28 protein-coding genes and 4 pseudogenes are annotated in these 24,307 nt (G+C 49.4%); 19 read left to right on the top strand and 13 right to left on the bottom strand.

Translation table 11 applies throughout. The features are described 5' to 3' along the window. Genes JCM23214_RS15500 through JCM23214_RS15490 form a run of 3 tightly spaced genes read left to right on the top strand, consistent with a single transcriptional unit; the run spans nt 1 to nt 2,472 of the window. Complete coding sequence (locus JCM23214_RS15500) at nt 1–1,770, top strand: bifunctional molybdopterin-guanine dinucleotide biosynthesis adaptor protein MobB/molybdopterin molybdotransferase MoeA (RefSeq protein WP_025899734.1); 1,770 nt, start codon at nt 1–3, stop codon at nt 1,768–1,770. Continuing rightward, on the top strand, nt 1,767–2,018 hold the full coding sequence (gene moaD, locus JCM23214_RS15495) for a molybdopterin converting factor subunit 1 (protein WP_025899733.1): 252 nt from the start codon (nt 1,767–1,769) through the stop codon (nt 2,016–2,018). Before JCM23214_RS15500 ends, moaD begins: the two co-directional genes overlap by 4 nt. A gap of 1 nt (nt 2,019) precedes the next feature. Next, entirely contained in the window at nt 2,020–2,472 is a 453-nt protein-coding gene (locus JCM23214_RS15490; RefSeq protein WP_025899732.1) for a molybdenum cofactor biosynthesis protein MoaE, read from the top strand. Nucleotides 2,473–2,484: 12 nt separating this feature from the next. On the opposite strand, the gene JCM23214_RS22800 is transcribed toward JCM23214_RS15490, so the two are convergent. Both JCM23214_RS22800 and JCM23214_RS15475 read right to left on the bottom strand, forming a co-directional pair. Next, a complete protein-coding gene (locus JCM23214_RS22800; protein WP_025899731.1) occupies nt 2,485–3,801 on the bottom strand; it encodes an SEL1-like repeat protein in 1,317 nt (438 codons plus the stop codon). Nucleotides 3,802–3,952: 151 nt separating this feature from the next. Next, a complete protein-coding gene (locus JCM23214_RS15475; RefSeq protein WP_025899730.1) occupies nt 3,953–4,837 on the bottom strand; it encodes a branched-chain amino acid aminotransferase in 885 nt (294 codons plus the stop codon). 105 nt (nt 4,838–4,942) lie between these two features. Here JCM23214_RS15475 and JCM23214_RS15470 point away from each other — a divergent pair, with 105 nt between their 5' ends. From JCM23214_RS15470 to JCM23214_RS15460, 3 genes and pseudogenes are all read left to right on the top strand, one after another. After that, entirely contained in the window at nt 4,943–5,437 is a 495-nt protein-coding gene (locus tag JCM23214_RS15470) for a MarR family winged helix-turn-helix transcriptional regulator (RefSeq protein ID WP_025899729.1), read from the top strand. Continuing rightward, nucleotides 5,434–6,139, top strand: a pseudogene (locus JCM23214_RS21295) (response regulator). The gene JCM23214_RS15470 and the pseudogene JCM23214_RS21295 overlap by 4 nt, the downstream one beginning before the upstream one ends. Nucleotides 6,140–6,158: 19 nt before the next feature. After that, nucleotides 6,159–7,502 carry an ATP-binding protein gene (locus tag JCM23214_RS15460; RefSeq protein WP_025899728.1) on the top strand — a complete coding sequence of 448 codons (1,344 nt, stop codon included), beginning with the start codon at nt 6,159–6,161 and terminating at the stop codon, nt 7,500–7,502. 14 nt (nt 7,503–7,516) lie between these two features. Here the strand turns inward: JCM23214_RS15460 and JCM23214_RS15455 are convergent, their stop codons facing one another. The 8 genes from JCM23214_RS15455 to JCM23214_RS15425 all read right to left on the bottom strand — a co-directional run bounded on the left by JCM23214_RS15455 (nt 7,517) and on the right by JCM23214_RS15425 (nt 11,446). Then, nucleotides 7,517–7,861 carry a hypothetical protein gene (locus tag JCM23214_RS15455; protein WP_025899727.1) on the bottom strand — a complete coding sequence of 115 codons (345 nt, stop codon included), beginning with the start codon at nt 7,859–7,861 and terminating at the stop codon, nt 7,517–7,519. A 16-nt stretch (nt 7,862–7,877) separates the two neighbouring features. Next, nucleotides 7,878–8,228, bottom strand: a complete 351-nt coding sequence (locus JCM23214_RS15450) for a tRNA-binding protein (RefSeq protein WP_025899726.1) — start codon at nt 8,226–8,228, stop codon at nt 7,878–7,880. 59 nt (nt 8,229–8,287) lie between these two features. Then, nucleotides 8,288–8,704 (bottom strand): hypothetical protein, encoded by a 417-nt coding sequence (locus JCM23214_RS15445; RefSeq protein ID WP_025899725.1) that lies wholly within the window; start codon nt 8,702–8,704, stop codon nt 8,288–8,290. 18 nt (nt 8,705–8,722) lie between these two features. Continuing rightward, complete coding sequence (locus tag JCM23214_RS24900; RefSeq protein WP_199899660.1) at nt 8,723–9,190, bottom strand: pyrroline-5-carboxylate reductase; 468 nt, start codon at nt 9,188–9,190, stop codon at nt 8,723–8,725. Continuing rightward, nucleotides 9,135–9,542, bottom strand: coding sequence for a pyrroline-5-carboxylate reductase family protein (locus JCM23214_RS24895; RefSeq protein WP_199899659.1), 408 nt, complete (start codon nt 9,540–9,542; stop codon nt 9,135–9,137). The genes JCM23214_RS24900 and JCM23214_RS24895 overlap by 56 nt, the downstream gene beginning before the upstream one ends. Before the next feature lie 59 nt (nt 9,543–9,601). Then, nucleotides 9,602–10,411, bottom strand: coding sequence for a pyrroline-5-carboxylate reductase (gene proC, locus JCM23214_RS15435; protein ID WP_025899724.1), 810 nt, complete (start codon nt 10,409–10,411; stop codon nt 9,602–9,604). Between the two features lie 3 nt (nt 10,412–10,414). After that, nucleotides 10,415–10,921: a type III secretion system chaperone family protein gene (locus JCM23214_RS15430; RefSeq protein WP_025899723.1), complete on the bottom strand. Its 507-nt coding sequence runs from the start codon at nt 10,919–10,921 to the stop codon at nt 10,415–10,417. 234 nt (nt 10,922–11,155) lie between these two features. Next, entirely contained in the window at nt 11,156–11,446 is a 291-nt protein-coding gene (locus tag JCM23214_RS15425; protein WP_025899722.1) for an accessory factor UbiK family protein, read from the bottom strand. Nucleotides 11,447–11,584: 138 nt separating this feature from the next. On the opposite strand from JCM23214_RS15425, the gene lgt reads away from it, so the two are divergent. From lgt to JCM23214_RS15360, 13 genes and pseudogenes are all read left to right on the top strand, one after another. Continuing rightward, a complete protein-coding gene (gene lgt / locus JCM23214_RS15420; RefSeq protein WP_025899721.1) occupies nt 11,585–12,391 on the top strand; it encodes a prolipoprotein diacylglyceryl transferase in 807 nt (268 codons plus the stop codon). Then, nucleotides 12,388–13,473 carry a class I SAM-dependent methyltransferase gene (locus tag JCM23214_RS15415; protein WP_025899720.1) on the top strand — a complete coding sequence of 362 codons (1,086 nt, stop codon included), beginning with the start codon at nt 12,388–12,390 and terminating at the stop codon, nt 13,471–13,473. The genes lgt and JCM23214_RS15415 overlap by 4 nt, the downstream gene beginning before the upstream one ends. Further along, nucleotides 13,470–14,231 (top strand): peptidoglycan editing factor PgeF, encoded by a 762-nt coding sequence (gene pgeF, locus JCM23214_RS15410; protein WP_025899719.1) that lies wholly within the window; start codon nt 13,470–13,472, stop codon nt 14,229–14,231. The genes JCM23214_RS15415 and pgeF overlap by 4 nt, the downstream gene beginning before the upstream one ends. Nucleotides 14,232–14,799: 568 nt before the next feature. Next, complete coding sequence (locus JCM23214_RS15405) at nt 14,800–15,186, top strand: hypothetical protein (protein WP_025899718.1); 387 nt, start codon at nt 14,800–14,802, stop codon at nt 15,184–15,186. A gap of 158 nt (nt 15,187–15,344) precedes the next feature. Beyond that, complete coding sequence (locus JCM23214_RS15400; protein WP_025899717.1) at nt 15,345–16,280, top strand: ribose-phosphate pyrophosphokinase; 936 nt, start codon at nt 15,345–15,347, stop codon at nt 16,278–16,280. Nucleotides 16,281–16,374: 94 nt separating this feature from the next. Further along, the gene (locus JCM23214_RS15395) at nt 16,375–17,022 is read left to right on the top strand and encodes a 50S ribosomal protein L25/general stress protein Ctc (protein WP_025899716.1); all 648 of its coding nucleotides are present in this window, start codon (nt 16,375–16,377) and stop codon (nt 17,020–17,022) included. Nucleotides 17,023–17,039: 17 nt separating this feature from the next. Further along, nucleotides 17,040–17,648 (top strand): aminoacyl-tRNA hydrolase, encoded by a 609-nt coding sequence (pth, locus tag JCM23214_RS15390; RefSeq protein WP_025899715.1) that lies wholly within the window; start codon nt 17,040–17,042, stop codon nt 17,646–17,648. 2 nt (nt 17,649–17,650) lie between these two features. Then, nucleotides 17,651–18,747: pseudogene (gene ychF / locus JCM23214_RS21285) on the top strand (redox-regulated ATPase YchF). A gap of 44 nt (nt 18,748–18,791) precedes the next feature. Then, the gene (locus tag JCM23214_RS15380) at nt 18,792–19,253 is read left to right on the top strand and encodes a MaoC family dehydratase (protein ID WP_025899714.1); all 462 of its coding nucleotides are present in this window, start codon (nt 18,792–18,794) and stop codon (nt 19,251–19,253) included. Beyond that, nucleotides 19,253–19,711: a MaoC family dehydratase gene (locus JCM23214_RS15375; protein WP_025899713.1), complete on the top strand. Its 459-nt coding sequence runs from the start codon at nt 19,253–19,255 to the stop codon at nt 19,709–19,711. Before JCM23214_RS15380 ends, JCM23214_RS15375 begins: the two co-directional genes overlap by 1 nt. A gap of 86 nt (nt 19,712–19,797) precedes the next feature. After that, nucleotides 19,798–20,775, top strand: coding sequence for an SPFH domain-containing protein (locus JCM23214_RS15370; protein ID WP_037493721.1), 978 nt, complete (start codon nt 19,798–19,800; stop codon nt 20,773–20,775). Nucleotides 20,776–20,780: 5 nt separating this feature from the next. Then, nucleotides 20,781–21,242: an NfeD family protein gene (locus tag JCM23214_RS15365; protein ID WP_037493720.1), complete on the top strand. Its 462-nt coding sequence runs from the start codon at nt 20,781–20,783 to the stop codon at nt 21,240–21,242. A gap of 28 nt (nt 21,243–21,270) precedes the next feature. Continuing rightward, a complete protein-coding gene (locus JCM23214_RS15360; protein ID WP_025899710.1) occupies nt 21,271–21,933 on the top strand; it encodes a dienelactone hydrolase family protein in 663 nt (220 codons plus the stop codon). A 25-nt stretch (nt 21,934–21,958) separates the two neighbouring features. On the opposite strand, the pseudogene JCM23214_RS15355 reads toward JCM23214_RS15360, so the two are convergent. The 3 genes and pseudogenes from JCM23214_RS15355 to JCM23214_RS21280 form a co-directional block, all read right to left on the bottom strand. Further along, nucleotides 21,959–22,768, bottom strand: a pseudogene (locus JCM23214_RS15355) (VOC family protein); the annotation flags it as partial. Between the two features lie 68 nt (nt 22,769–22,836). Further along, complete coding sequence (locus JCM23214_RS15350) at nt 22,837–23,364, bottom strand: adenine phosphoribosyltransferase (RefSeq protein WP_025899708.1); 528 nt, start codon at nt 23,362–23,364, stop codon at nt 22,837–22,839. Nucleotides 23,365–23,378: 14 nt separating this feature from the next. Further along, nucleotides 23,379–24,253, bottom strand: a pseudogene (locus JCM23214_RS21280) (S-methyl-5'-thioadenosine phosphorylase). Nucleotides 24,254–24,307: the final 54 nt, after the last annotated feature.

The raw sequence follows: 24,307 nt of genomic DNA, 5'->3' as shown, positions 1-24,307 counted from the left end.
ATGAAAATCCTTGGAATTTCAGGATGGAGCGGGAGCGGCAAAACAACTTTGCTTGTATCGCTTATCCCGAAATTGATTGAACGGGGATATTCAGTTTCCACACTCAAACACGCTCATCATCGTTTCGATATTGACAAACCCGGAAAAGACAGTTTTCGCCATCGTCAGGCCGGTGCAAAAGAAGTGCTTGTATCCTCCCGCCACCGGTGGGCCCACATGCATGAAAATACAGCGGAAGACGAAGCCAGTTTTGACGAGCTTTGCAGGCGGTTCTCGCCCGTTGATATTCTTCTGGTTGAAGGATTTAAAAGCGAAGATTTCCCGAAGCTTGAAGTCTGGCGAGGGCTTGAGGGTGCGACACCCCTGTTTATGACAGATGAGACAGTAATTGGCGTTATAACCAACCAGAAAGATCTGGATACGCGTTTGCCGCTCATTGATATTGATGCGATTGATGACGTCGCGGATTTTATCGAGGCACATTTATTCCCAGCGCAGGGCAAAAGCGCACCCACAAAGATCAGCAATGATTGCTTTCGCGCCCCAGAAGATATGATCAGCACCGAAGAAGCCCGAAAGCGTATCCTGCAAAATGCCACTGCATTCACGGAGACTGAGACGGTTGCTATCAGCGCTGCGACGGGGCGCATTACATCACAGGACATATATTCGAATATCTCCCTTCCCCCAGCCGATAACTCAGCTGTGGACGGGTTTGCATTTGCTGCGCAAGATTTAAACGAACCGCCGAACAGAGCCTTGCAGATCGTTGGCAGAAGTGCTGCGGGTCAGCCCTTTGACAGGACTGTTCATCGCGGAGAATGCGTCAGAATTTTTACCGGTGCCCTGATCCCGGAGGGCTGCGATACAGTCGCGATGATTGAAGATTGCACCGTTAAGGGTGATGAAGTCGTAATTAACGCCTCGCTCCGCCCGGGTAGCAATCGTCGATGTGCCGCGGAAGATATCCGCCAAGGAGAAATTGCGGTTAGGGCCGGCACCACACTTCACCCCCCACATATTGCAAGACTAGCCAGCGTTGGCGCGGGCCGTGTGAACGTATTCAGGCCTCTCCGAATTGCCATACTTTCAACGGGTGATGAATTGCTCGAGCCCGGTGAAACCCATCAAAGCGGTAAAATTTACGATGCCAATCGTTACATGCTGCGATCCTGTTTTGAAAAACATGGATGGGACGTTCAGGATTTTGGGATCCTTCCTGACAGCAAAGAAAACATTCAAAGAGCGGTGGAAGTGGCAGCGAGCAGTTGTGATTTTGTGATCAGCTCCGGCGGTGTTTCACTTGGGGATGAGGATCACGTAAAAGCCGTTATCGAAGAATTGGGGCATATTGATTTTTGGCGCATAGCGATTAAACCGGGACGGCCACTTGCCCTAGGCATGATCAAGGACGTCCCTTTCATGGGGCTGCCGGGCAATCCCGTTGCTGCCCTTGTTTGTGCGCTACAGTTTGCGCTGCCACTGGCGAAACGTTTGGCTGGCTCCCAAGAAGAGGTGTCCATTCCCTATTATTTGATACCGTCGGCTTTTGAAATGAAAAAGAAATCCGGCCGAAAAGAATGGCTACGGGGGCGCTACAGCCATACGGCAACTGGTGACCTTCGGGTGGAAAAATTCAGATCGGAAGGGTCTGGACTTATTGAATCTCTAACCTGGGCAAATGGACTGATTGAACTGGATGAACAGACCACAGAAGTATCAGTTGGCGAGCCTGTAAAATTTATCCCCTTTTCAGAGTTTTACCCATGAAAATTCTTTATTTTGCCTGGCTGCGGGCACAAATCGGTATGGCAGAGGACACAGTCGATCTTCCAAAAGAGGTCACAACGGTCGATCAGTTGCTGGAATTTCTGATAAGCCGCGGAGAACCCTATTCATCCGCGCTGGCGGACAGAAATGTCATTCGCGTTGCCCTTGATCAGGAATATGTGAAGGGTGATGCAGCACTGAAGGATGCAAAGGAAGTCGCTTTTTTCCCACCAGTGACAGGAGGGTAAGATGGTTATTGTCCAGCAGGAGATTTTTGATAGCGGCGCGGTCATAGCAGATGTGGCTGGACAGTCTACAGATATTGGCGCTGTTGTCTCTTTTACTGGATATGTGCGCGACTTCAACGATGGCTCACCTGTCAAATCGCTGACACTTGAACATTACCCCGGCATGACTGAAAAACAGCTGGAGAAAATTGAACAGGAAGCCCGTAGCCGCTGGAAACTGACAGATTGCCGAATTATACACCGATTTGGAACAATGGAATTGGGAGAACCCATTGTGCTGGTCGTCACCGCCTCAGCACATCGCCAGGACGCATTTGAAGCGGCCGCCTTCCTGATGGACTGGCTTAAAACCAAAGCCCCGTTTTGGAAGCTGGAAGAGACTGCTCAGGGTGAGCGTAATTGGGTGAAAGAGCGTCAGAGTGATCTGGACGCTGCAAATAAATGGAAAGACTGAGCGGTTACGCCATCAGCCGCGTTTCTGGCGCTTGAGTATCCATTCAGCGGCCCGCCGGTTCGCTTCTGCAACTTGAGCGGGCGACAGGCTGCGTTTTAGAATTTCATTCATCCTGACAGCACTTGCCTTGCCGCGTGCAGCTGAAATCAACGACCATTTCAACGCTTCAATATTGGTATTTTCAGCACTGATTTCTGCAACCGCTTGCGGTGTTGAGAGATCGACGCTTTTTGAAGCTTCCAGAATATTTGAAACGATCTGCTGATCCATTCCATTGTTAATCACAGGCAAGGTCGTTTTTGGCTGCGCTTTGACCGGGTTCGGAGTTGCAGGCTTGGATGCAACCGTTTGCTCCTGTGCAACCGGTTTCGAGTTAGACAGCTGGTCATTTGCACGACTTGCAGTCTGTTCACCGGAGCTGGCCGGTTTTTGCGGCGTATCTGTTGATTGCAGTGAGTTCTGTGGCTGCACAGCTTGTGAACTGGCGGGCTGTGAACTGACAGGTTGTGAGGGCTTTGTGGCAACAGCCGTATTCGCGGCAGGAGCTTGCGGTGCGATTACCGGTTTTTGCGGCGTTGAAAGCACAACCGGTTCGCTCACAGTGCCCTGTTGTTTCGCTTTGAGTTCCTGCAGTCGTTTAAGAGCCGCCTGACGTTCGATTTCCTCTTCCCGTTCGGCCCGAAGACGAGCTAGTCTTTCCTCTTCTTCGCGCTGCTTTTGCGCAAGATAGGCTTGACGTTTGGCTTCTTCGGCCTGTTCACGTGCAGCACGAATGGCTGCGGCTCTGCTTTCTTCTTCCAACCGCTCTGCCAGCTTCGCATCTGCATCGCGCTGAGCAATCAGTGCCTGTTGCTGTTTGCGTCGCTGTTCAGCCGCGCGCTTTTCAGCTTCAATTTTTGCTTTTTCAAGGCGGGCCCTCTCCTCAACGATTTTCTTGTAATCATCTTCTTTCAGGCCAACATTCTCACGATACCAGCGCCCTAAAATGGAAATTGCCAGTTTATTTCCATCCTCAATCTGTCCAGCGGTCAGCAGTGGTTCCAGACGGCTGACTGCCTGTATGGCAGGCGCCGCATTCTGGGCGGCCGCAAGCCGATACCACGCATAAGCGACCGCAAGATCCTTAGGGTAGCCTTCTACACCGCGCTCATAAAACAGACCAAGATTATACTGCGAATTGACATCACCCCGGCTGGCCTGTTCTTCCCAAATGGTGACAGCTTTGCCAAAGTTTCCTTCATTATATGCGTTCAGGCCATCCTGAAAGGACCCATGGGACAGGGTTGTTCCGAAGAGAAAAAATGCAACTATTAATCCCAAACGCTTCATTTTGGTACCTGTTCAATTCAAACTTTACATGCGCTGATGTTCACCGGCTTCATGAATACCCTTTATGCCGCCTATTATCAAAATAAAAAGGGCAAAAACAAGAACAGCCGCCTCAAAAATCAGGCGGCTGCAATCAAAGACGCTTTGGAAATCAGGCAGCCTGTTTTCGCCTAACGAGCGCATCATAGTCCCTGATCAGAGTTTCGCAGATGGAGCCCGGAGTAAACTGGTAGTCGTTAATGCATTGAACCGGCGTTACTTCCGCTGCGGTTCCTGTCAGAAAACATTCTTCAAATTCCGCCATTTCTTCCGGCTGAATTGCCCGCTCGACAACTTCGATACCGCGGGATTTCGCCAAATCAATCACTGTTCTTCTGGTAATACCGTCCAAAAAGCAATCAGGTGTCGGTGTATGCAAAACTCCTTCTTTGGTGAAGAAAATATTTGCACCCGTTGCTTCAGCGATCCGGCCCCGATAATCCAGCATAACGGCGTCATCATAGCCTTCTGCTTCCGCCTGATGCTTGCTCAGTGTACAGATCATATACAGACCCGCAGCCTTGGACTGGGTCGGGATGGTTTCAGGTGACGGACGTTTCCAGTCCGATAGCTTCAATCGAATGCCTTTCATTCGGGCTTCCGGATCGAAATAACTTGGCCAGACCCAAGCGGCTACAGCCACATTTATTTTATTTTGTTGCGCAGACACACCCATCATTTCAGAACCCCGCCACGCAACAGGACGAACATATCCATCGACAATATTGTTGGCTTTGATGGTATCAATACAGGCCTGATTGATTTGGGCCACGCTCATTCCCAGATCAAAGCCCAGAATTTGTGCTGATTTGATCAGGCGTTCAGTATGTTCCGTGAGCTTGAAAATTTCTCCGTCATATACCCGTTCCCCTTCGAAGACACTACTGGCATAATGCAGTCCATGAGTGAGAACATGCACTTTGGCCTCTCGCCAATTGGTCAATTCTCCGTTAAACCAGATATAGCCATCGCGTTCGGCAAATGAGGTTGTATCCATTATTCTGAACCTTGGGTTATAATGTGTCGTTTATTTACAGGTTATAAGTATGAAAATTACGTTTCATGCTTTCAATTGGTAACATTATGAGAAAATTAAGTCAACATGGCTGACGTAAAATCTGGAACAAACCCGCTCTTCCTTCGCGAAGAAGAGTTGAGACAATCAATTGAACTGCTGTTTTTTGCCTATCGCGACTTCACAGATGGGCCTGATCAGATTCTTAAAGACTATAATTTTGGTCGCGCCCATCACCGGGTTATCCACTTTGTGGGACGCAATCCCGGAATTACAGTCTCTGAGCTTCTGGAGATCCTGCGCATCACCAAACAGAGCCTGAGCCGAGTGCTGAATGCCTTGGTGGAACGAGGGTTTGTCGAGCAGAAAGCTGGTGTATCGGACCGCCGTCAAAGGTTGTTATATCTGACGGATGAAGGGAAAGTGCTCGAGCGGAAAATCAGTCATGTGCAACAGCAACAGGTTGCGAAAGCATTTCGCGAAGCAGGCGGTGAGGCCGTCGCGGGATACCGAAAGGTTCTTGAAGGGCTCATAAATGAAGCTGATAGGGACAAGGCCCTGAGCCGGATCATGAAAAAATAACAGGAAGAGTTTCGCAGAGCATGCACGACAACGCCCCTCATATTCTGGTTGTGGACGACGATAGCCGTCTTGCGTCCCTGCTGAAGAAATACCTGACCGATAACGAATACAGGGCGACGATTGCCAATAGCGCAGAAGATGCACGGCGCAAGATGGCGGGCCTTTCCTTTGACCTGATTGTTCTGGATCGGATGATGCCCGGTGAGGACGGCTTGAGCTTCGCGGCATCCTTGCGGAATACAGCGGGCCCTAACAGAAATGTGGCGATCTTGATGTTGACCGCAATGGCAGAGACGGATGACCGCATAGACGGACTGGAAGCTGGCGTTGATGATTACCTGACCAAACCGTTCGAGCCCAGAGAGCTGTTACTGCGGGTATCAGCTATTTTGCGCAGATCCCACGAAGCCAGCCACTCGGAAATTTCCTTTGGCGCGTTCACTTTCAATATTCCTCGGGGTATTCTCTCCAAGGACGGGGAAGTGATCAATTTGACATCCAGTGAACAGATACTGCTAAAATCATTGGCGCTTCGCCCGGAGTTTCCATTTCAAGAGACGAACTGTCAGCCCATAGCGGCGCGCAAGGACGAGCGGTTGACGTCCAAATTACCCGCTTCGCCGAAAAATCGAGGATGACCCAAAAATGCCACGATATCTTCAGACAGTTCGCGGTGAAGGATATGTGCTTTGGGCAGATTAAACTGTGATAGGTTAGGTGCATGAAATTAAACGCACCCTATGTGGGCCTGTTAAAAAAAATTATGCCCCGGACGTTGTTCGGGCGATCCCTGCTGATTGTCGTGCTGCCAACAGTGTTGCTGCAGATTCTGGCGACCTATATTTTCTACGAACGACACTGGAATAACGTAGCGCGACGGCTCGCACAAGGGGTATCCGGGGAAATAGCCAGCGTCATCTCCCTGACCGACCGCTTTCCGGGCGAGGAAGCCCAAGCGAGTATCCTGAACATCGCCCGCTCACAAATGCGGCTAACCGTCACCTTTGAGGATGGGTATATTACCCCCTATTCGGCTGATCACGATGATGATGATTTCGGATTTCTGGAACGCCACATGGCGCGGGAGCTTCGCTCCAGCCTGCCGGGGCGTGATTTCACCATTACCACCAATAACAATCTGGAAATTGTGATCATTCGGGTGCAGCTCGCCGACAAGGTGCTTAACGTTACCGTGAGAGACAAACGCCTGTTTTCCAACACCACCTATATCTTTGTGCTCTGGATGATTGGTATTTCGATCACATTGCTTGCAATTGCTGTCATTTTCCTACGCAATCAAATGAGGCCGATCCGACAGCTTGCCAACGCAGCTGAGCAATTTGGTAAGGGCCAGCAGGTCGCGGATTTCAAACCATCCGGTGCACAGGAAATCAGGCTGGCCTCAATCGCATTTCATGAAATGAAACACCGGATATTACGGCAAATCAAACAGCGCACAGAAATGCTGGCCGGTGTGAGCCACGATTTGCGAACACCGCTTACCCGAATGAAGCTGCAGCTTGCCATGATGGAAGACAATGATGCCAATCGCAATCTGATCGGCGATGTCGAGGACATGAAAAATATGGTGGAGGGGTATCTTGCCTTTGCCAAGGGGCAGGAAGCGGAGAGTGTGGCCCCTGTAAATCTGAAGGAAATCGTGCAGGAAGTTTGCGATAATGCCGCCCGCCAAGGTGCGGATATCACGCTCACTGCCGCTGAGGATGTGCTCGCTCACCTGCGGCCCAACGGCATGAAAAGATGCCTGACCAATCTGATTGAAAATGCCCGCCGCCATGCCCAAAAAATTGAAGTGCAACTTGTCATAGAGGATGATCAGGCGTTTATCCTGATTGATGATGATGGACCCGGAATTCCCGAAGACAAACGAGCGGATGTATTTCGCCCCTTTCATCGACTGGATACGTCCCGCAATACCGAGACAGGTGGCAGCGGTCTTGGCATGACCATTGCCCGAGATGTTGTTCACGGCCATGGGGGGCAGATTATTCTTGCGACAAGTCCGCTTGGCGGGCTTCGTGTTCAGGTCAGCCTTCCGCTGTAATTAAGTTGGGTTCTTTAAGGCAAATCAATCTCTGCCACTGCTTTTTCAAACAAAGCTGTCAGTTCAGCTAGCGAGGTAAAGGCTTTGGCAAAGGTAGTGTTTGCAAGCGTCAAGACCACCGGCACCGAGGCAATTGCCATCGGCGGGTTTTTAACGGCTTTTGCGATTGTAAAAACCTGTTCGATTTCGGCGCTGTAAGCAGAACTCAGGGTCTCAAGAATTTTATCCTGGGAGCGAATAGCCTCAAAACAGGCATTGGATGCCTTGGCGGCGTCGGCTAATGCTGCGGTCTGTTTTTCAAACAGATCCGTAAAATCGGGTGGTGTCATAATAGCTGATTGGTCTTCGCTTTCAGCCATGGTTTAAGTGATCTCCTTAGTGAAGACGATTGCCAAGAGGGACATCGTGATCAGGACGGATCAGGGAAATAGCGCCATTTTCATCACTAAAGCCAAGAACAAGAACTTCTGACATGAACGGGCCAATCTGGCGGGGCGGAAAATTCACAACGGCTGCCACCCGCCGCGCCAATAGATCGTCTTTTGAATAGAGAGCTGTAATCTGAGCAGAACTTTTTTTGACCCCAATTTCTGGCCCAAAATCAATTTTCAGCTTGTAAGCTGGCTTTCGAGCCTGTGGAAAATCTTCAACCTCGACAATTTTACCAACGCGAATATCGACTTTGAGAAAATCGTCAAATTCAATTTGAGGAATGTCACTGGCCATAAGCTGCCCTTTACCCGTATCTGATCTGTTTTACTGCACCCTATTCCATCCTTAACCGGCTAACCACCTGAAAATTTGATGGCCGTCTGTTCCACTTTCTTCAAAGACTGTTCAAACGCCTTGTTCATTTCAACCACGGCATCTGTCGTCCCCTCAACAGTTGCTTCAGAAGATTTTGAGAACTGGCCAATGGCTTTTTGCATATTCTCAGACAATTTTGTCAGATTTTCAGAGAAATTATCGGCAGATGCCGCCGTCGCCGGATCCGCAGCTAGTGGTGAAACTAGCTGCTGTTGCAAACTTTCAAATAACTTGCGTTGTGCTGCGATGACAGCATCCATTGTGCCTGCGGCAGATTGGGTCGCTTTGATCATCTGCTGCATATTTGCCAACTGATCTGCTTTTAAGACGGATACATCAGGCACAATCAGTTTTCCCATTTTGGTAGGGGCCGCTTCTTCAGATTTTGAAATCATGAATTCCTCCTCCTGAAATTACGCGTTTTTAGCGAGCTCTCGGGAGCGATCAGCCGCGGCTTTCACCGTTGCTTCCATAAGCGGTTCCAACCCATGATCAGGATTCATCAGCTTTTCAAGCCCGGCTGCAGTTGTTCCATGAGGGCTAGTTACATTTTCACGCAATTGACGAACCGGAGTGTCCTGAACGCGCGCAAGTTCACCTGCACCGGCAACCGTTTCGCGGGCAAGCTGATTGGCCAATTCACGAGGTAATCCGTTTTTAACGCCTGCTTCGGTAAGCGCCTCGATCATATAAAAAACATATGCAGGACCGGAGCCGGATACCCCCGTAACCGCATCCATCTGATCTTCATCCTCAACCCAGGCAGTACTACCAATGGCCGAGAGAAGTTTTTCACTCATTTCCCGCTGTGCTGGAGTTACGTTTTTATTGGGAACCGATACGGTTACCCCGCGCCCAATTGCGGCAGGCGTATTGGGCATCGCCCGAATAACTGCCGCATCCTCCAAGCGCGCCTTCAAGTACAGAAAGTTTGGTCCCTGCAGCGACTGAAAGAAAGGATGACCCTCCCTTAACAAATCCCGAATAATCGCGCGCGACCGGCACAATCATTTGGGGTTTAACTGCAAGAATAACCGCATCGGGGCGGAATTCCCGGGGCAGTTCGTGACTGGCCTGAAAGAAACGGCAACCTTGATCGCGAAATTCGTCAAAACCGTCCAGTCTGCGATTGACCACACAGACGGAAGCGCCTTTGAGCCCTTTTGTCAGCCAACCGTTCAGCATTGCGCGGCCCATATTGCCGCAACCAACCAATAAAACAGAGAACTTCATACCACACCTCATACTATAAAAAGGTGTATATGGTATTAGATTTTCAATTTTAAATAGATTTAACCGAGTTCTTTTGATCTTTTAGTTGCAGCGGCTACTGTTTTTTCCATAAGGGGAGCCAAACCATCTTCTGCCATAAGGACCGAGAGACCGGCTGCAGTCGTCCCATTGGGACTGGTGACATTTACCCGCAATTGCTCAACAGACTCTGCCGCATCCAAAGCAAGCGCGCCAGCGCCTGCCACAGTCGTTTTGGCCAAAAGCAACGCCAGATCTTCAGGTAGTCCCGCTGCCACACCCGCTTTTTGCATTGCCTCAACCATATAGAATACATAAGCAGGGCCAGATCCGGATAACCCTGTCACAGCATCCATTAGCCCCTCATCTTCGACCCAAGCGGTTGTCCCAATCGCCCGCATCAGATCATCACAGATTTTACGGTGCTTTTCCTGAACATTGCCATTTCCAACCGAAACCATCATTCCCTTGCGAATTGCCGCTGGCGTATTAGGCATGGTCCGGATAATAGCGGCCGAAGAGCCAAAACTGTCTTCAAAGCGGTTAATCCGCGTCCCCGCCGCAATGGAAATCACCAACGCACCCGCATCGGTGTATTTTTTGTAGCTATCTATCACATCCGCAATGATTTGCGGTTTCACAGCTAACAGAATGACATTGGGCTGATAATTCTCTTCCACCAGAAGCGGGGATGAAAACGCCCGGCAGCCCATTTTCGCTGCTTTTTCCTGATTTTCCGGTGATGGATCAATGACAACAACGTCATTGGGCTTAGTTCCTTGTTCAATCCAGCCACCAAGCATGGCGCGGCCCATATTGCCGCAGCCGATCAACATTATTGAAATTGTCATTTTCTAGGCTTCACCTACTGTTTCAAGCATTGCCGCATCCAGCGCTTCTTCCGGTGTTTTTCCGCCCCAGATGCAGAACTGAATGGCTGGATAAAATCTCTCCAGCTCCTTCATCCCTGTTTCGACCAGAGTTTGAACCTGTTCGTCTGCGAGGTCACCGTGCTTGTTTAATATCAAGGCGTGCCGGAACATGACAAGCCCTTCTTCACGCCAGGTATCAAAATGCCCGACAAACATTCTTTCGTTCATCATGGCCAACAGCTCATAGATGACATCATATGCCTTGTTCGGGATTTTCACATCATAGGCGCAGGAAAAATGAATGGAGCGAATGTCAGATCGCCATGAAAACCACAAATGATACTGACACCAGCTACCTTCAACACCAACGGTCAATTCATTTGATCCCTGCCGATCAAAAGACCAGTCATTACGATCAATCAGTGTTTCAACAAGATCAAGAGGATTGCGTTCATCCGTTTCTTCGGAGGAGAGAAGTAGTGTCGTCATGGCGGTTCTCCTTCTTTCAAAATCCCGCCAGTTGCAGTGCAAGCCAGAAGCGGCTTTCTGCAGTGCACAGGATTTTGCTTCGGGCCATATGTGGTGCATCACACCTGAAGCATCCATATATGTAGCGTACTGAACCCATAAAACAGGTGCAAGCCTAAAGCACACAAAAACCGAAATTTCTTGTGGATAAATTTCATTTCAGCCGCAAAAATCAAATTGCCGCTTTAATAAGTGCTATTTTTTAGCTGAAGAGCGGCTCGTTTTCGCCTTAGCCGATTTACTGGCACCGGATTTCTTCAGTGCTTCAATTTCGGCAGCCTGAGCTTCTACCGTTTCCGACAATGACACTACCATTGCCTTTAAAGCATCAAATTCTTCACGCGGCACAAGATCCATTTTGGCGATGATCTTTTCCATCCGCTGATGAACAAGATTGTCGATCTCACTTTTCATGCCTTGCGCTGTTCCCAAAGCACCCGAAGCCAGTCTGGCAAAATCGTCAAATATTTTCGAATTTGTCTGCATTTCAATGTCCTTTACTGATGAGCCTAATATGGGCCCGCTGTTAACTGATTGCAACTGCGAAACCAGTCTTTACATTGAAGAGGTGTCAGCGACTGTTCCTGTTGCAGATTTTTCGCCAGCCTCTATAAAGTGAACATCATGAATTTACTTACCTATTTTTCAGCCCTGTCCTTCCCCGAGATTGACCCGATCCTTTTCAGCATCGGGCCGTTTGCCATCCGCTGGTATGCACTTGCCTATATTGCGGGATTGGTGATTGGGTGGCGCCTTATGGTGCGCTTTGCCCGAAGCAAGGAATCTGCAATTCAGCCCGAACAGGTTGATGACTTTCTTGTCTGGGCGACGCTGGGTGTTATTTTTGGTGGCCGCTTGGGCTATGTTCTATTTTACAAACCCGAATTTTATCTGGAAAACCCCGCACAGATTTTGATGGTCTGGCAAGGTGGAATGTCATTTCACGGCGGATTTATCGGAGTTGTCGCTGCCGCCTTGCTGTTCGCACGAAAGCACAAGCTTCCCACATTCGAGCTTGCAGACATGCTGGCAACGGTCGCACCCATCGGATTGTTTTTTGGCCGGATTGCAAATTTCATTAACGCTGAACTTTTTGGGCGGCCAACGGACGTTCCTTGGGCCATGGTCTTTCCCAACGGCGGTCCGATGGCCCGCCATCCCAGCCAGATCTATGAAGCCCTGCTCGAGGGACTCGTACTGTTTATTGTAATGATGTTTCTGCGCAATACACAAATTGGACAAAAACCGGGATTCCTGACCGGAGTATTCTTAATCGGATACGCCCTTGCACGCGGCTTTGTTGAGTTTTTCAGAGAGCCCGATGCTCATCTTGGGTTTTTATTTGCTGGTGCAACGATGGGACAATTACTGTCCCTGCCGATGATTGTCATTGGGGCGTGGCTGATTTCAAGGACGATGGCAAATAAATGAGTTCAGCTCTCCTGCAGATCATATGTGATGAAATCGATGAGAAGGGCCCCCTCCCCCTTGATCGGTTTATGGAGCTGTCGCTGCTGCATCCACAATATGGCTATTACCAGAAGTCTGATCCATTTGGTGCCGGTGGCGATTTTGTAACCGCACCAGAGATTAGCCAGATGTTTGGCGAACTGATCGGTTTATGGTGCGTAGATAGCTGGAGCAAGTTGGGATGCCCGCAGAAATTCATTCTGTGTGAGACTGGCCCGGGACGCGGGACATTGATGATGGATGCGCTGAGAAGTTCCAAACTGGTGCCGGAATTTCAGGACGCTGCCGACATATATCTGATTGAGCAGAGCGAGATACTCAGCAAAAAGCAGGAAGAGACGTTAAAGGATTATCCCATAACCTGGCTTAAAACCGTTGATGAATTGCCGAAAAACTCCCCGCTCATCATCATCGGGAATGAATTTCTGGATGCTCTGCCGATCCGCCAGTTCATTTCAATGCAAGGCGGCTGGCAGGAGCGGCGGATCACTCGTAAAGATGACACCCTCGAATTTTGTACGGCGGATACCGTGGAGCCGAAAGTTCTAAACCTATTACCGTCGCCAAAAGAACATGAGAGCGGTACGATCATTGAGTGGAGTGCCCCCGTACAGGAGATTGTAGAAAAGCTTTCGAAGCGAATAGAAAATCAGGGTGGATATGCCCTGTTCGTTGATTACGGACCGGAAGAGACGAATACTGGCGACAGTTTTCAAGCTGTCAGAAATCACAATTTTACAGACCCTCTTCAGAACCCCGGTGCAAACGATTTGACAGCCCATGTCAGATTTGGCCAACTCGGCAAGTATGTTGAAGAAAGCGGTGAACTATCCAGCGCACTTTCCTCCCAAGGGCGGTTTTTGGAGCGGCTTGGAATTGAGGCGCGGGCGATGATCCTTTCGCGAAACGCCAATGAAAACCAGAAACAGAAAATTGCTGCTGATTTAAAGCGCTTGGTTAGCAGTGATGAAATGGGTACTTTGTTTAAAGCATTTGCGTTTTATTCAAAAAACCTTGTCCAGCCAGCGGGATTTGCGGAATGATCATCCAGTCTGAAATTCTCAAAGATCCATGTGTCACACATGGGTTTTTCACTCGGCGCGGTGGCGTTTCAAATGGCGTCTATGCGGGGCTGAACTGCGGGGCAGGCTCGGACGATTTACCAGAGAATGTTCAGAAAAACAAAAAAATCGTCTGTGAAAAACTGAATGCGGACAAACTCAAGACGCTGTATCAAATTCACAGCAACCGAGTTGAAATCATCACACAGCAATCTGATGTCCTTTTGCGCGAAAAGGCGGATGCAATGGTTACCCGTGATCCCGGCATTGCGCTTGGGGTTCTGACCGCAGATTGTGTTCCCATTCTTTTTGCGGATACTGACCATAGAGTAATCGGGGCTGCGCATTCAGGTTGGAAAGGCACCCTTAGTAATATCGCGGCCAATGTCATTGAGAACATGCTGGAATTAGGTGCGAAGAAGACTTCGATTTGCGCGGCGATTGGTCCTGCGATCCAACAGCAATCCTACGAGGTGGGCCCGGAATTTCCTGCGCCCTTTCTTGAAAAAAATCAGAGCAGCGAGCAGTATTTCAGGCCGTCACCCAAAGAGGGGCATTTTCTGTTTGATCTGACAGCTCTGGTGCGTGATCAATTGCTTGATCTTGGAATAAAGCAGGTCGATTTAATTGCCCGCGACACCTATGCCAATGAACAGGATTTTTTCAGTTACCGACGGATGTGCCATCGGAATGAGGATGACTATGGGCGGCAAATATCAGCAATTGCATTGCAAGGATGACACGCTTTGAGTTTGTCGTTAAAAACCTGACTGATTTTGGTACGAAAGAATGCCTCATTTGATTATATTCATTGCTCTTTGCTTACTTGGATTGCTTGCGACCTGTGCTTTATAAACTGACCATAGCTGCTTTCTTATTCGGCGCATTCACGCTCGCGGGTTGTCAGCCGTTAGAGCGTCCTTTTCAGCCAACGCAAAAAGTAAGTTACAAGTCAGCACCCGGCCCACGCGCTTCCCTTTATGTTGCTCCCATTGAAAATGGACACAGAAACTCAGGGAAGATGTCGCAAAAAAACTTCAAGATCTTGGGATCGCTGCCTTCACTGGTGACCCGGTCGCAAACCGCTACAGCGTTGAAAGTAATATTATACTTGAAAACAACATCGCCTACGTAAATTGGCGTATTTTAGACCCGGCAGGCCGCGACACAGGGCTTGTATCCAAGCAAAAACTTGGAGAAATTCATGAAGGTCCGGGCATTTTTGGTATATCCCTTGATGAAGCAACCATCCGCAGTGCCAGTGAAATTGACATCCTTTTAGGGGGGTCAGGTGTCAATTTCGAGACATTGAAAAAACCGACCGTATTTGTTCCAGTCGTCAAAGGCGCACCGGGTGATGGATCGGAAACACTGGCGGCCGCGATGCAGGACCAAATCGCGGCACTTGGAATTGAAGTGCTGCCGGAGATGTGGCAAGCGGGATATATCCTCAAAGGAGAGGTTTCCCTCACCCAACCAATGGGCGGCACTCAGGTTGTCACAATCTTATGGCAACTTGAACGCCAAAATGGCGAATATGTCGGCAAGATCGAACAAAAAAACAGAATCAGGGCTGGCACTTTAAATGGACCATGGGGTGCAGTAGCTGTTGCAGCGGCCCGAGGGGGCGCTCAAGGCATTTTAAAACTGCTTCGTCAGGTCGAAGAAAGCTACTTCCGCCATAAAAGAAGCTAGTTCCCGGCGCTGGATGCATTTTTTGGTGTTTAAAGCGTTTACAGGATGCAACGGCCTTGGTAAGTTCCGCACCGCTTGGTCACGCGGTTATCATGATCCCGTTACAAGTATGTGTAAAATTGACTGAACTGAGCCCTTTTGGCTAGAGGACCGTTCATATGAAAATCCTATCCGGTAACAGCAATCTGCCTCTTGCAGATGCCGTGGCTAACTACCTGGAACTCCCTTTGACAAAAGCGGCAGTTCGACGTTTCTCAGATAATGAAATTTTTGTGGAAATCCACGAGAATGTGCGCGGCGAGGATGTCTTTGTTATTCAGCCGACATCATATCCGGCAAACGACCATTTGATGGAACTGCTGGTTTGTATTGACGCGTTGCGCCGAGCATCTGCAAAACGAATCACAGCGGTTATTCCCTATTACGGATATGCGCGGCAGGATCGTAAACCCGGACCCAGAACTCCGATTTCAGCGAAACTAGTTGCCAATCTGATTACGACTGCCGGTGCCGACCGGGTTCTGACGATGGATCTGCATGCAGGGCAAATTCAGGGTTTCTTTGATATTCCCACCGATAATTTGTTTTCCGCACCTGTTATCGTACCAGATATAGAAGAGCATTATGGACGTGGTGGTGACATTACCATTGTATCGCCTGATGTTGGCGGTGTTGTTCGCGCGCGTGCATTTGCCAAAAGGCTTGACGCGAACCTCGCAATCGTTGATAAGCGCCGGGAGAGAGCCGGTGTTTCCGAGGTGATGAATATCATCGGTGATGTCAAGGGTCAGACCTGTATTCTGGTTGACGACATTGTTGACAGCGCGGGAACCCTTTGCAATGCGGCAGGTGCCCTGATGGACAAGGGTGCAAAGCGCGTTGCCGGATATGTTACCCATGGGGTGTTGTCTGGCGGCGCTATTTCCCGAATTGCGGATTCGGCTCTTGAAGAGATGGTTGCAACTGACAGTATTCTGGCAACGGAAACATTCAAGGTTTCTGAGAAGATGCGTCAGATTTCGATTGCCCCCTTAATCGGTGAGGCGATGAAACGAATTTCACAGGAAACTTCGGTTTCCAGCCTGTTCGATTAATCGTTCAGGTCAGTCGGCGCGGGCACCCCTGGAGGCAAGCGCCATCACTAACACCGGGATGTTCCCGGTGTTGCTCGTTAATAGGAGAAAAGTAATGAGCGAAAATGCAATACTGATTGCTGAAAAGCGCGACCGGGTTGGAAAGGGGACCTCCCGTGCATTGCGTCGTGAAGGCCGCACCCCTGCGGTAATTTATGGTGACAAAAAAGATCCGGTTTCTGTTTCCATCGAAACAAAAGAACTGATCAAAGCCATCAACAAAGGTGCTTTCCTTTCCCAGATCTTCACCGTTGAAGTCGGAAAAGACAAACATCAGGTTCTGCCACGTGATATTCAGCTTCACCCTGTCAAAGACAGCCCAGTGCATGTTGACTTCCTGCGCGTTTCTGCGAAATCAAAAATCGCAGTTAATGTTCCTGTGAACTTCCTCAACGAAGACGAATGTGCTGGTATCAAGCGCGGCGGCGTTCTGAACGTTGTTCGTTATGAAGTTGAGCTGCTGGTTCCTGCAACACATATTCCGGAAGCCATTGAAGTTGATCTGGCCAAATTCGACATTGGTGACAGTATCCATATTTCAGACTTCACGCTGCCAAATGATGTTGAGCCAACTATTACCGATCGTGACTTTACAGTTGCGACAATTGCTGCACCAAGCGGTGGCGTTGGTGATGGTGAAGAAGGCGAAGGTGAAGAAGCTGCGGAAGGTGAAGCACCTGCTGCTTCTGACGACAGCGAGTAACAGATTAGGAACGTCCAATGATTTTGCTGGTTGGGCTTGGCAATCCTGGAAAAGGGTATGCTGAAAATCGGCACAATTTTGGTTTCATGGCGGTGGATGAGATCATCCGCCGCCATTCCTTTTCGCCTGAACGCATTCGATTTCAGGGACTAACTGCAGACGCGCAGATAGCGGGTGAAAAAGTTATTACCCTAAAACCCAATACATATATGAACGAATCCGGGCGCGCTGTTGGCGAAGCTGCCCGATTTTTCAAAATCCCCTTGGAAAACATCATTGTCCTGCATGACGAACTTGATCTGCCGCTCGGTAAGGTTCGGGTCAAAAAAGGCGGTGGTCATGGGGGCAATAACGGTATTCGCTCTATCGATGCCCATATGGGTAAAGAGTTCAACCGCATCCGTCTGGGAATTGGGCATCCGGGTGACAAGAGCCTTGTCTCTTCCTATGTGCTGAAAGATTTTTCAAAAGACGAGAAAAAGCAGGTTGAGCAAATCACCGACAGCGTTGCCAGACATATTGAACTTATTATTCGCGGTGACAGTTCCGGCTTTATGAACAAGGTCGCACTGGATCTGGCGCCGCCAAAACCCAAAAAACCGGCGAAAGCGGATAAAGGAGACTAAACATGGGCTTTAAGTGTGGAATTGTTGGCTTGCCCAATGTTGGTAAATCCACGTTGTTTAATGCACTTACGCAAACAGCGCAGGCTGCCGCGGAAAACTATCCGTTTTGCACTATCGAGCCCAACCTTGGTCAGGTTCCTGTTCCAGATCCGCGCATGACAGCCTTGGCAGATCTGGCAAAGTCGAAGGAGCTGATCCCGACACAGTTGACTTTTGTTGATATCGCCGGACTTGTTCGCGGTGCCGCCAGTGGTGAAGGGCTTGGCAACAAGTTTCTGGCCCATATCAGGGAAGTAGACGCCATTATACAGGTGATCCGCTGTTTTGAGGATGACGACATTACGCATGTTGACGGGAAGGTTGATCCGGTATCCGATATTGAGACAATCGAAACCGAATTGATGCTGGCGGACCTTGAAAGCTTGAAAAGCGGGCGGAATCCATTGTTAAAAAAGTGCGCGGTGGTGATAAAGAAGCCATCTTGCAATCAGCTCTGATCGACAGGGCACTGGCCGTTCTTAAAGACGGCAAGCCAGCCCGTGTGGTTGAGCTGGCAGATGAAGAAATCAAAGCCTTCAAAGGGCTTCAGTTATTGACATCAAAGCCGGTTCTGTATGTGTGCAACGTGGATGAAGACAGCGCTGCGACCGGTAACGCCTATTCGCGTCTGATTGAGGAAAAGGCCGCAGCAGAGAATGCCGGGGTTGTCATCATCTCAGCCGCGATCGAAGCGGAGGTTGCACAGCTTGACGATGAAGAACGGCAGGAATTTTTAGACGAATTGGGTCTTTCGGAAACCGGTCTTGGCCGGATTATTCGCGCCGGATATGACCTGCTGGACCTGGTGACCTATTTCACTGTTGGCCCCAAAGAATGCCGGGCCTGGACCATCACCAAGGGAACCAAGGCGCCTCAGGCCGCGGGCGTAATTCATACCGATTTCGAAAAGGGATTTATCCGGGCAGAAACCATCTCTTATGACGCTTATGTAGCGCATAAAGGAGAAAACGGAGCCAAGGAAGCCGGTCAGATGCGTCTGGAGGGTAAAGAATATGTTGTGCAGGACGGAGATGTTCTGCATTTTAGATTTGCCAACTAATTCTATCAAAATCAAACGCGCCATCCATAAGGCCGGAGTATAATATGACGAAACGCTATTTCGAGGATTTCTCAGTCGGCGACGTGGAGGAGTTTGGCTGCCACGTCCCTTCAGAGGAAGAAATTATCGAATTTGCTACTGAATTTGATCCCCAGCCCTTTCATATCGACCCAGATGCGGCCAAGGACCATTTTTTTGGCGGGATTATTGCGTCAGGCTGGCATACGGGTTCCATGCTGATGCGAATGATTGTAGATCACCAGATCGGAAATTCAGCATCCATGGGATCACCGGGTATCGACGAATTACGTTGGATAAGCCCTGTTCGCCCTGAAGAAAATCTTAAAGCGAAAAGCGAAGTGCTGGAAGTGACGCCTCACAAATATAAAAGCGATCGCGGGTTCGTGAAATTTCGCCACACCGTTTTGACGGCAGAAGGTGAAATTAAAATGACTATGATCTCCAGCATTCTCTTTGGCTGTAAACCAGTTGCGGAGGGCGTCTGATGGCAACGCGTTACTTTGAAGATGTCAAAATCGGCGATACGGCTGAGTTTGGAAGCAAAACGCTTAGCCGTGAAGAAATAATCGCTTTTGCAAAAAAATATGATCCGCAGCCTTTTCACATCGATGAAGAAGCTGCCAAAAGTTCCATTTACGGCGATATTATTGCGTCTGGATGGCATACGGCTGCGGTAACCATGCGCATGATGGTTGACAACATGATCGACACGAAAGCGTCACTGGGCTCACCGGGTGTGGATAATCTGCGATGGCACAAACCCGTTCGTCCAGGAGATACGCTTCGCGTGCGAACTGAAGTGATCGACAAGAAACGATCCCGCTCCCGCCCCAATATGGGGACAATCTTTGGAAAACTGGAAGTGATTAACCAGCAGGACGAAGTTGTCATGAGTTTCAACTCAATCGGAATGACGCTGGCAAGAACAAATAAGCCTGAATAAAACTGCTAATTATTTTAAGTATTTTCATTTCCCCCCGAAAATAGGCTAAAGTTGTTTCCTATTCTACTTCGCTATTGGGGGGTCCCATGGATTTGCTGTCAGGCTTCGCTATCCTTGTTATCTTTTTGGTCATCTTTGCGGTGGTCGTCCTCTTTATGGGGGTTACGGTGGTCCCGCAAGGCTATCAATACACTATCGAAAGATTCGGCAGATATACCAAAAGCCTGACACCCGGGCTTGGTTTTCTAATTCCCTTCATCGACCGAATTGGCGCCAAGATCAACATGATGGAGCAGGTCCTCGACATTCCAACGCAGGAAGTCATTTCCAAAGACAACGCCATGGTCGAAGTTGATGGCGTGCTGTTCTTTCAGGTACTGGATGCAGCCAAGTCCGCATATGAGGTTCGGGATTTACAGCGGGCGATCCAGAATCTGGCGCAAACCAACTTAAGAACCGTTCTGGGGTCAATGGATCTGGATGAGGCTCTAAGTCAGCGCGATGGCATTAATACCAGATTGCTTACCGTTATTGATCAGGCGTCAAACCCTTGGGGGATCAAGGTCACCCGTGTCGAAATCAAAGACATCACCCCACCTGCTGATCTGGTGGAGGCCATGGCCCGGCAAATGAAAGCGGAACGCGAAAAACGAGCCGTCATTCTGGAAGCCGAAGGTGTTCGCCAATCAGAAATTCTGAAAGCCGAAGGGGAGAAGAAGTCCGCTATTCTTGAAGCGGAAGGCCGCCGTGAAGCTGCATATCGGGACGCAGAGGCCCGCGAAAGGCTTGCTCAAGCTGAAGCAAAAGCCACGCAGGACGTATCTGAAGCCATTGCCAAAGGTGATATGCAATCCATCAACTACTTTGTCGCCCAGAAATATGTAGAGGCGATGAAGGAAATTGGCTCCGCACGGAATTCCAAAGTCGTACTTATGCCAATGGAGGCAACTTCGCTGATTGGAACGCTTGGCGGCATCGGTGAAATTGCCAAGGAAGTTTTCAATAAGGAAGGCGAAAGCAATCGCACCAGGATTTCAACCGGCACTGTGCCCACAAGCGAGTAGCTATAATGGTAAATGATGTTATCGCCTGGATCGCGGAATTGGGTTACTGGTCCTGGTGGACGCTGGCCATAATTCTGGTCATTCTGGAAATTTTTGCCCCCACTTTTTTCCTTTTATGGCTGGGCGTGGCTGCCGCTCTTGTCGGTTTCGCAGTCCTCTTCTTCCCAAGTATGAGCTGGGAGTATCAGTGGGGTCTGTTTGCGCTGTTTTCAATTGTCAGTCTGTTGCTGGCGAGAATGTTCCTCAAACGCAATCCGGGTGTTGAGGATAATTTCAAACTGAACCAGCGAGGAGCCCAATATGTTGGGCGAACGTTCACGTTGGTGGAAGCAATTGATAACGGACGCGGTAAAATTCACGTAGATGACAGCCAATGGACTGTAAGCGGCCCTGAGCTGCCCGCTGGCTCCAAGGTAACTGTCACCGGGCATGACGGGACGTTACTGATCGTTGATAAGGCAAAATAGATACAAAATAGGTAACTGAGGGGGCATCATGGGCAAGAAAGTCAGATTAACAGCAGAAGACGGGCATCAACTGGATGCCTATTTATGCGAAGCACAGGGAGAATGCAAAGGAGCCATTGTGCTTGTTCAGGAAATATTTGGCGTCAATTCCCACATAAGAAGCGTAGCTGAACGGTTTGCAGAACTGGGATATAGGACAATTGCCCCTGCCCTGTTTGATCGCCTTGAGCCAAATGTCGAGCTGGCTTATGACGCAGACGGAGTCGCAAAGGGGAGAGAATTCAAGGATCGCATCGCCGACGAGATTGCCCTTAAAGACATTGCCGCTGCCGCTGATTATGTGGACACCGGCCCGAAGGTTTCTGTCATCGGATATTGTTGGGGCGGAAAACTCGCTTATCTGGCTGCAGGAAAGATCAAGAACCTGTTCAAGGCGGTTGGCTATTATGGCGGCGGAATTGTAGGCGTTATGGAGCAAAACCCACAAATACCAACCTTACTTCATTTTGGAGATCAAGACAGCGCTATCCCGATGAGTGAGGTTGAAGCCATCATCGCGCGCCACCCAGAGGTGGAAGTCCACGTATATTCTGCGGGCCATGGCTTTAATTGCGATGCAAGAGGAAGCTACAACAAGGAAGCCGCCGATCTTGCGCTGAAGCGCAGTTTGGACTTCCTTCAGGGAACTTAAAGCCTCCCCTCACGAGCATTTGGACTCAGATAGCGTCAGTGAACTCAATCAGAACACCGCACGCATTAGAGGGCTGTATCCGCAGTGATTTTCCAGCTGCAATTTTCTGAAATTGCACGTCATTGTCAGACAGGCAACCTGCTGTTTTGCTAAGATCTTCAACAACCATGGTCATCGAAAGAATATGAGGCAGATCTGGAAAATCATCAGAAATAAAGAGGCCGGGGAAAAGCAGGTCCAGGTCTTTTTCAGCAACAAAAATCAATGACATGCGCCCTGCCCGAACCGATACGGTCGCATCCGTGACGGTCACGTTCAGACGACCACAGAGCCTTTCATAATGCTCAACCAGCGATTTGGGATCTTCAACCAGAACAACCATGGACTGGATATATTTCACGCCATTTTTATGGACCAACCATTCCGGGCGTCGGATCAACTCGGGCGTCAAATGGTGACAAATGAACAGTCCCTGTTTTGACACCCCTTCTGTAGGAAAACGGATCAGCTTAAATTCCGGAATCACATCACCTTCTGGCAATTCCAGCTTACGTTTCAGTTCGTGTGGACCCGTCGCCTGAATACCCACAGAGCGAAGAGATTCAACGGTATGGTCTGGATCGGAGCAAGAAAATGCAAGGCCAAGCATCCCTTCCCCCCTTTGAGCAAGCAGAGTATCCAAACCATTGGTCTCTTTGTTTTCATCCACAATCCCGAGCAGTTCGATGTAATCCTCATCAAACATGATGCAGTAGTTGGCTGTTCCCCAGCCGATATGAGACCCACGAGGTGTCGTCGTAAAACCGAGTTTTTCGTATGTTTTGCGCGCTTGTTCAAGATCGGCAACGCGACAAGTGTATGATCGAGCCCGGTTATGCTATGTGGCATTGGTCTTCCTTATTATCAGTCGCCTTCAAATTCACACAGGGTGCGTACATTGACGCCCAAATCTTCCACTCGCTTTCGTCCACCAATATCCGGCAAATCGATCACAAATGCGGCCCCTATGACCGTTCCTTTTGCCCGGCGGATCAGCTTGATCGCCGCCTCAGCCGTGCCGCCAGTGGCAATCAAGTCATCAACGAGCAAGATATTATCGCCTTCGTTTATGGCATCTGTATGAATCTCGACAGTATCGGTGCCATATTCAAGTTCGTATTCTTCACCGATGACATCATAGGGAAGCTTCCCCTTCTTTCGAACCGGTACAAACCCAACACTTAATTGGTGGGCTATCGCTCCTCCTAAAACAAAGCCTCTCGCCTCGATCCCTGCAACCTTGTCAATTCGAACCCCCGCATATGGCCAGACCAACTGGTCAATAGCAGTGCGTAAACCGGTTGCATCCTGCCAGAGGGTGGTGATATCGCGAAACATGATCCCCTTTTTAGGGTAGTCGGGGATGGTTCTGATAAACTGTTTAATATCCACAATAAGTTCCGTTTCTAATTTGATAATACTCGACCCGCTACAGCATCCAGCTTTGCAAGCACTTTCGGGTCCCGAGCATCAGGTGATGTAATTAAGGCATTATCAAGCGCATGGTGACACCCTTGAGGGCAAGGGCGTTTCATAATGTCCAGATACGGCACAGCTCGACAATCAGGGATTTCGCTTTGGCACTATTTTCCATCAAAACTGCAATAACGGCCGAGACATCCACATTGTCATGATCGGGATGCCAGCAGTCATAATCGGTCACCATGGCCACTGTCGCGTAACAGATTTCAGCTTCGCGAGCGAGTTTGGCTTCGGGCATATTTGTCATGCCGATAACCTGACAGCCCCATTTACGATACATTTCCGATTCCGCACGAGAGGAAAATTGCGGCCCCTCCATCGCCAGATAAGTACCGCCGCGAACAATGTTTATTCCCGCAGCTTCCCCGGCCAGAGCGAGCCTGTCCGAAAGCCGCAGGCAGACAGGATCAGCCATACTCACATGCGCAACCATCCCACTTGTGAAGAAACTTTTTTCACGGGCCACGGTTCTATCAACAAACTGATCAACCAGAACAAAGGTTCCCGGCTCTAACTCTTCATCGAGCGAGCCACATGCACTTACGGAAATAATTTCTGTGACGCCCAAGCGTTTCAACACATCAATATTGGCACGATAGTTAATTTCAGAAGGCGTTATTTTATGCCCGCGACCATGACGGGGTAAAAACACCAGTTCAGCATCACCCAAAGTCCCACAAAGAACTTCATCGGACGGCTCCCCGAAGGGAGAAGAGACTTTTCGCCACTCCTGATTTTCCAGCCCTTCCAGATCGTAGATGCCGCTGCCACCAATTATTCCAATTACGGTTTTACTCATACTATTAGCCTCCCAAGGGGACTACAATACCAAGTTGATTATTGTCGGTCAGCA

Source organism: Sneathiella glossodoripedis JCM 23214, from assembly GCF_000616095.1.
Taxonomy (GTDB): Bacteria; Pseudomonadota; Alphaproteobacteria; order Sneathiellales; family Sneathiellaceae; genus Sneathiella; species Sneathiella glossodoripedis.
The sequence above is the reverse complement of the archived record's forward strand: the minus strand, read 5'-3'. Positions and strand labels throughout refer to the sequence as shown.